The sequence below is a fragment of the Flavobacterium erciyesense genome (assembly GCF_018069925.1).
GTDB classification, from domain to species: domain Bacteria; phylum Bacteroidota; class Bacteroidia; order Flavobacteriales; family Flavobacteriaceae; genus Flavobacterium; species Flavobacterium erciyesense.
Map to the genome: position 1 here is coordinate 1 of NZ_JAGPXB010000024.1, position 7,759 is coordinate 7,759.

Here is a 7,759-nt window from a genome sequence, read left to right on the forward strand (position 1 = left end):
TTTATATTTGGTGGAAAATAATCGGGTCCGAAGTTCGCAACGGCATGAGGCGGCGGGACGTTGTGCGATACCTTAACAGAAATTATGAATAAAAAGAAAATTCTACCTATAAAGGAAAAAGTTTATAATTTTTATGAGAGTAAATGGTTTGAATTAGTAGGTGTATTTGCTTTGTTTGCATTTATATATTTTTCATCTACCGAAACTTTAGACATTGAAAAATCTGAACTAATTGATTTGAATGTGACATCAACGGAAATATTCGAATCAAGCGGTCGAGGGGAATTATTTAAAATTAAATTCAAAACTTATGAATACGCAAATAGTTTTGGAATTGTCTTCGGAGGAACAGCAGGCAGTCGGTCAGAAATTTTAGAATCTATATCTCCAAATAATAAAATCAGAGTTAAAATATTAAAAGAAAATTTAGAGAAATTGAAAGATGAAACTGAAATAGTGCCTATATATTATTTAGGAAATAAATCGAGAGTAATTTTTGATGAATTTGAATTCAATGAACAACAAGAAAGTCACAATAAAACTGTTAATATAGCTTGTTTTATAGTTTTTATATTACTCGTAGGAAGGATAATATTAAAAGAATAAAGGCAATCGCACAACACTTGCTACAAGAGATTTGGGCAATTGGCTTAATTTAAAAATGGTCTTGTATTTGGGAAGTTTAGGCAAATCCAAAAATAAGGCTGAATTTAAACCCAAACCTCTTGTAGCAAGGGGACGTTAGGCACAAGCTAAAAAACAACACGAACAGAAATGACACCGAAACAACAATTAGAATCAATCCTTTCCAACCAATACGAATCGGAAGACGGAGATTTGTATAAGGTTGAACTGCTGGTCGGAATGACCGACAGTGAAATAGAAAGCCTGAAAAATCAGCTTCCAGATAACAACTTACCGAATGAAATCGAAGAATTATTAAGATTCAGTAAAGGTTTTGAGTTTAATGGCCTTGAAGAAGTACGTTTTGATGCATTTGGTCATTTTGGATTTGAAGAAATGTTTCCAAAATCAATCCAACTTGCAGGAGATGGGTTTGGGAATTTTTGGATTTTAGATATTGACTCTAAAGGAAATTGGAATTCAGTTTATTATGTCTGTCACGACCCATCAGTCGTTGTAAAACACTCTGAAAATTTAACGGAGTTCATAAGTCACGTTGACGAGTTCGGACAAAAAGGAAATCAATCCAACTTGGACATTATTCACGAAAAGACGGTAATGGATATTTGGAGCGAAAAAGTCGGGATAATGGAAAAAAATGAAAAGGATTATGACTTTGAAAACGGACAAGATGAGCTGCCAGAAATGTTTTTAGTGGCGGACTTGACTAATCAACCTATAAAAACAGGATTTCCTTGGGGCAAATCAGGACCGAACACAAAAATCATAAGACCGAGTGATGAACCAATTTGGATAGTTGAGAAACGAGTGAAACAAGGTTTTCTATCGAGATTATTCGGTGGAAAGAAATAAATAGCCAGTGCCTAACAGCTAGTAAGCAATAGTCGGGAATTAGGCTTAATGGAAATATTGTTTTGTATTTGGAAAACTAGGCATAATCCGAAAACAATTGCTTTATTTACCCCGACCATCGCCTACTAGCAAGACGTTAGCGGTCAGCTTCAGAAACCGCAAAAAAAAACAGACGACAAAATTGAAAAATAAAGGACTAATAATAACGACTATCATTTTCTTTCTGACTGTAAACACAAGTTACTATTGGAAAGTAAAACTTGGACTTTTTGCGTTTCCTGCATTTCTAATTTTAGTTGTTATTTATTTGGGGCTTGGATTAGCACTGATAAGACAAATTTACTTTTTAATTAAAGAAAAGTTTACGGACAAAAGCCGATTAATAAATATTGGACTTTTAACAATTGTGTTGATACTAACTTTTCTAAAACCTTTTGGACTAATTGATTTTGACAAACTTGAAGGTGACAATATTTTAGTAGCTGAAAGAATAGGTTCTGCAAACTGTATGACAACGCTAAAACTGAAAGATGACTTTACTTTTAGTGAACGAAGTGTCTGTTTTGGCGTAACGGAAATTAAAGGCGAGTTTCACATACAAAATGACACTATATATTTTGATAATGTGAGTTTTGGTAGAGACGAAAACGAATTTTATAAATTTGCAATTATTGAACAATCGAAATTCAACAAAGACGGAAAACATTTTGAGTTAACACGTTATAAAAGTTTGACAGATACGATTGGACATAAATTATGGATAACAAAAAATGAATTAAATAAACTTAAAGACAAAAAGCCGAACCGCTAACAGGCGTTTGGCAAGATTGCGAATTTTGTAGTAAATTCACGTTTATTTCTCGCAAGAAATTTTATCTTTGATAGAAAATAATCAGTTCCGAAGTTCGCAACCTCGCCAAGCGCCGGAACGTTACCAGCAAGCATACCAAAAATAACGAAAATGGCAAACAATGATTTTAAAATAAATTGGCAAAAAGGAGATTTAGATGAATGGTTTGATTTTGAAGAACTTGAAATTGATAAAACCAATTTATCTAGCCTAACAAAAGAATTCTTAAAAAACGGTTTTCCTGAAAATCCATCACCATACTTGGGATTTGGATTGAGAAGTTTTGACAATAAATTCTATACAATATCTGAATATTACACCGATTATGAATTGAGTAATGGATATCAAAACTATTGGATATTTGGTTCTGATGGTTCTGGAAATATAATTTGCATAGACTCGAATCAAAATGACCGAATTGTAATTCTTGACCACGAAGAAAATTTTGGAATTTTTCAAATAATGAATAAAGATATTATTGAACTTTCAAAATGCTTACTTGAATACAAAAATTTCATTGAAGAAATACAGAACGAATTTGGAGAAGATGGATTTATTGAGTCAAAATTCACTGAAGTTCATCTTGATAAATTAAAAGTAAATTTCATAAAAATAAATCCTAACATTTTCGAAGAATCTGACTTTTGGGATTCTGAAATTGACAATTTGTATTGCGAAATAAAATAGCCAGCTGGTAACACACGCTACAAGCAATTTGGGTATTAGGCTTAATTTGAAATTGGTTTTGTATTTGGAAGATTTGGCAAATCCGAATAATGGGCTTAATTTAGTCCCAAACTGCTTGTAGCGCGGGAACGTTATGCGACATTATATCAAAAATTATGGCTAAAAAAACTTTCCTATTTTTAATTTTAATCTTGTTATTCTCTTGTCACAAAAAAAATGAAAAGGCAAAAGAACTATTATTAATTGCAACCGATAAAAGCTCGTTTATAAATAAAACAGAATTAACTTTAAAAATTTTCTCTGATAGTACATATGTTTTCAATATAAATGTGAATGGTCAACTTTACAATAAAGTTGAAAATTTTAAGGGATATGTAAAAATAAAAAATGATAGTCTTGACTTTTTTCCTTCAAGATTTGAGTTCATTAGAGCGGATAAAGCAAATCTAAAAAATGGATATATAGATTTTATAGATGGAGATGTACCGTTTAGAATGAAAATTGATTCTACCAAATTAAAAGTCAATAACTTAATTAATTTTTCAAAATTCAAAAATTATGCGGTTTTCAACTACGAAAAAAATGAACGAGAAAATGATGAAAATCTTAATATCGATTTAAATGAAAAAGATATTTACGAAATTGAAAACTTGCTAAAACCTGAATTTAAAAAGAGAAAGAACCTAAACGAATATGGCAGATATCTAAAACAACTTATTGGATATAAAAAAGCTAATGGAGAAAAATATGTGATTATAAAAAGTTTTTGTGAAAGCAGATATGAATTAGAAAATTTCAGGAAAAGTGTTATTGAAATGAACGATGGTGGAAAATGCAATATTTTTATTGTTTTGAATTTAACACAAAAGAAAATTGAAATTTTTAGTGTTGCTGGTTTAGCATAAAAATAACGTCGCATAACACACGCTACAAGCAATTTGGGTTTTAGGCTTAATTTGAAGTTGGTTTTGTATTTGGAAGATTTGGCAAATCCGAAGAATGGGCTTAATTTAGTCCCAAACTGCTTGTAGCGCGGGGACGTTACAGGCAAGTTGCGCCGAAATTACGCAGAAGATCTTAATCCGAAAAGATACATTTGTTTACGCAGAAAATTTCAAAGTAGAAGCGTGAAAGTTGGAACTTGCTAACAGAAACGTGAAAACCGAAAGTATAAATTTAAAACTATAAGGTGAAACAATTATTAATTTTCATATTGTCTTTATTTGCTATTAATTCATATTCAAATGATTGCAAAACTATTTCAAAAGAAAAAGAGTATAATAATTCTGACTGTATTCTTTTAGGAAAAATCACTTTTGTTAATGATAGTTATTTTGAAATTAAAGTACTAGAAGTTTATAAAGGTGGAAATTTCAAGAAAATCCGTTCATACATAGGTCATAACAGTATCTATCCAGATTTAGGGGAAACTTGGCTTTTATATTTTAATAAAAGTGACAAAAATGATTTTTATGTTAGCGGTTGTAGTAATTCAAGAAGTTTTGAAAGGCCGTTTATAGACATACCACCGCCACCTTTTCCAAAAACTGATCCATATTTCAATGAATTAAATTGGAAAACCTATTTTAAATTAGCCATTTTAGAACTCAATTTAGATATAAGTAAGTTGAGACAAGTAAAAACCCAAAATAAATTAAGTTCAGTCATTAATAATTATGAAATTTTAGAAAAACAAATGACATTGATAAAATTACTTTTAATAGTTATAGTTGTTCTTTTGGGTTATTTATTTTTCAGATGCCGTAATTACCAAAAAGAAAAGTAAGACCGAAAAATTGAAAATTGAAAGTTGAAATGTGCAAACAGAAGCGTGAAAAGTTTGCGGTTAAATTCATAATTTCGACAAAAACAACCAGCCTGTAACAGCCACTACAACGGATTTGGGCATTTGGCTTAATGGAAAAATGGTTTTGTATTTGAATGATTTGCCTAATCCGAAAATAGGGCTTAATTTAGTCCCAAACCCGCTGTAGTGCCAAGACGTTGTATGCTATGTTACCACCACAAAACTTAATAGATGAATTGGATAATTAGAAATACTAAAAAAATTAAATTTCATACTAATTTAAGTGAAACTTTAAAACCCATTTTGGAGAATATTGAAAACTATAACTGGTTTTTATGTGATTTAGATTTTATGGCTGACAAATCTTTGCCGATAAATTTTGACGAGGATTATTTTAAATTAAACAATGAAGAGTTTCTAAAAATTGTTAATTCTGAAACTCAAATAATTTGGGGAGTAATATCAGCTGTTCCGAAAAATATTGAAATTGAAATTGATGAGAAGAACTTGCCATTCGTTGAGGGAAATGATTTGGTTTGGGGAAATGGTAATCTTCAAGTAAATAATTCTGAAATAGAAATAATTGCTTTTGATAGTTCCTATACAATCGTAAAGTTTAAAAACCAATCTTTGTCCGAAAAATTTAAAAATTACTTTGACGAAGCAATTGAATTGGAGAAATTTAAATAAACACAGCATACAACAGGCGTTTGGCAAGATTGCGAATTTTGTAGTAAATTCACGTTTATTTCTCGCAAGAAATTTTATCTTTGATAGAAAATAATCGGTTCCGAAGTTCGCAACCTCGCCAAGCGCCGGGACGTTATGGGTTATGCAAAAAAAACGCACAATGAAAAAGTTTCTTATTCTTTTATTATTCTTGCACTTCTCCAATATTTTTGGACAAGATATTGATTTTAAAAATCTAAAAATTTGTAATCAAATTAGCCTTGCAATAAAATATATAAATACGGACAAGACTGAAAAAATAAGAAAAATCAAGTTGCAAGATTCAATCAATAATGGAAGAAATTATAGCACTTTAATAAATGAATATGTTGCATTTAAACTAAACACTGAGCCAGAAAAAATTTTTAGTTATTCTGCTGAACTGACAAAATTGCATTTTGATAAAATTGAAAAAGCTACTTATAAATCTTTTAAATTGGATTCTGAGTGTATTGAAAATTATGCTAGTAAACCAAATGCATTTTTATCCAAATTAGACACTGAAACTCTTGTCATAAATATCGTTACAAATAACATTGACACTGACGAAGGATCAAGTGGGATAACTTATTTGTTTTGTTTTAATGGAGAAAAATTAGTTAGAGTTTTTAAAAAGCATTGGATTTCATAAAAGCACAACCCATAACACACGCTACAAGCAATTTGGGGATTTGGCTTAATGGAAAAATTGGTTTGTATTTGGAAGATTTGGCAAATCCGAAAAATGGGCTTAATTTAATCCCAAACTGCTTGTAGCGCAGGAACGTTACCAGCAAGCTTAAACGAACCTAAATAATGACCAAAGAAGAATTTACTAATATAACACCTCAGAAAAAGACAGACTTAATAGCTAATTATGTATTAAGCATTTCTGCAATAATTCTTTCGATATATTTTCAGGTTAAGTTTTATAATCTTTTCGAATCAAATCTATCCAAATCCAATTTTCTGATTATAATTTTTCTTTATATTGTATTTATATCATTGTTAGCTTTAGGTTGTTACGGAATCTTTATTTTAGCAAATCCTCTTAAAATAAGCTATGTGCATAATGGAATGAGTACAATTGAAAATAATGAGACAATAGAAAAGCTATATCTAAAATTAAAGGCCAAAAACTTTCATAAACAAGAAAAAACAATTCAATTCGAATTCAAAAAAAACTTTTGGAGTTATAGTTATAGAATTCATTTTTTAGCAGAAAATAAATTAATTGCTGTAACAGTTAAAAGTATTGACTCAAATCCGAAAGGAGGCTTTTTAGATTTTGGTGCGAAATATAGAATGCAGAAAAAAATAGTCGATCTATTAAATAAAGCCAGCTGGTAACAGCCGTTTGGCTAGATTGGGGTTTTAGGCTTAATTTAAAGATGGTTTTGTATTTGGAAAATTTGTGCTTAACCGAAATATTAATCTTAATTTAGTCCCCAACCTCGCCAAGCGGCGGGACGTTATATGCCACTTATCTGCGGCAGAAAACATAAATTCGTATAATATCACTCCTATTCTACTTTTCGACTTTAAAACGTAACGGAATAATTTTGAAAAGCAGAAACCGAAAAGCAGAAACCGAAAAGCAGAAACCGAAAAGCAGAAACCGAAAAGCAGAAACCGAAAAGCAGAAACCGAAAAGCAATAACCGAAAAGCAGAAACTGAAAAGCAATAACCGAAAAGCAGAAACTGAAAAGCAGAAACTGAAAAGCAGAAACTGAAAAGTGAAAACCGAAAAGTGGAATCTAAAAAGTGGAATCTGAAAATTGATCAAAAAAAAAATTAAGCGGCATATAACAGCCGTCTCAAGCCATTGCGAATTTTCTTCTAAATTGACGCTTTCGTTTCGCAAGTTTATTTATCTTAGCCGAAACTAATCGGTTCCGAAGTTCGCAACGGCATGAGGCGGCGGGACGTTATAGGGCAGTTGCGAATTTACGCAGACATTAAGAATTAGAAATAAATTAATCTTCCGCTAGAGTTTTTGAAAGTAGAAACTTGAAAAGCAGAAACTTGAAAGTGGCAACCGAAAAGCGAAACTTGAAAAGCGAAACTTGAAAAGTAGAATCTGAAAAGTAGGATCTGAAAAGTAGAATCTGAAAAGCAGAATCTGAAAAGCAGAATCTGAAAAGCAGAATCTGAAAAACGAAACTTGAAAGTGGAAACCGAAAAGCGAAACTTGAAAGGCAAAATCTGA

At 31.0% G+C, this 7,759-nt stretch carries 9 protein-coding genes; all 9 read left to right on the plus strand.

Going from position 1 to position 7,759, the window contains the following annotated elements:
• Positions 1 to 84: 84 nt before the first annotated feature.
• On the plus strand, positions 85 to 606 hold the full coding sequence (locus KBJ98_RS14955; RefSeq protein WP_210791860.1) for a hypothetical protein: 522 nt from the start codon (positions 85 to 87) through the stop codon (positions 604 to 606).
• A 168-nt stretch (positions 607 to 774) separates the two neighbouring features.
• The gene (locus KBJ98_RS14960; RefSeq protein ID WP_210791862.1) at positions 775 to 1,497 is read left to right on the plus strand and encodes an SMI1/KNR4 family protein; all 723 of its coding nucleotides are present in this window, start codon (positions 775 to 777) and stop codon (positions 1,495 to 1,497) included.
• Between the two features lie 181 nt (positions 1,498 to 1,678).
• Positions 1,679 to 2,308 (plus strand): hypothetical protein, encoded by a 630-nt coding sequence (locus tag KBJ98_RS14965; RefSeq protein WP_210791864.1) that lies wholly within the window; start codon positions 1,679 to 1,681, stop codon positions 2,306 to 2,308.
• Positions 2,309 to 2,458: 150 nt separating this feature from the next.
• The gene (locus tag KBJ98_RS14970) at positions 2,459 to 3,034 is read left to right on the plus strand and encodes an SMI1/KNR4 family protein (protein ID WP_210791866.1); all 576 of its coding nucleotides are present in this window, start codon (positions 2,459 to 2,461) and stop codon (positions 3,032 to 3,034) included.
• 155 nt (positions 3,035 to 3,189) lie between these two features.
• Positions 3,190 to 3,939 (plus strand): hypothetical protein, encoded by a 750-nt coding sequence (locus KBJ98_RS14975; protein ID WP_210791868.1) that lies wholly within the window; start codon positions 3,190 to 3,192, stop codon positions 3,937 to 3,939.
• Positions 3,940 to 4,223: 284 nt separating this feature from the next.
• Positions 4,224 to 4,820, plus strand: a complete 597-nt coding sequence (locus KBJ98_RS14980; RefSeq protein WP_210791870.1) for a hypothetical protein — start codon at positions 4,224 to 4,226, stop codon at positions 4,818 to 4,820.
• A 252-nt stretch (positions 4,821 to 5,072) separates the two neighbouring features.
• On the plus strand, positions 5,073 to 5,531 hold the full coding sequence (locus tag KBJ98_RS14985) for a hypothetical protein (RefSeq protein WP_210791872.1): 459 nt from the start codon (positions 5,073 to 5,075) through the stop codon (positions 5,529 to 5,531).
• 160 nt (positions 5,532 to 5,691) lie between these two features.
• Complete coding sequence (locus KBJ98_RS14990; protein ID WP_210791874.1) at positions 5,692 to 6,201, plus strand: hypothetical protein; 510 nt, start codon at positions 5,692 to 5,694, stop codon at positions 6,199 to 6,201.
• Positions 6,202 to 6,365: 164 nt separating this feature from the next.
• Positions 6,366 to 6,899, plus strand: a complete 534-nt coding sequence (locus KBJ98_RS14995) for a hypothetical protein (RefSeq protein ID WP_210791877.1) — start codon at positions 6,366 to 6,368, stop codon at positions 6,897 to 6,899.
• Positions 6,900 to 7,759 lie beyond the last annotated feature (860 nt).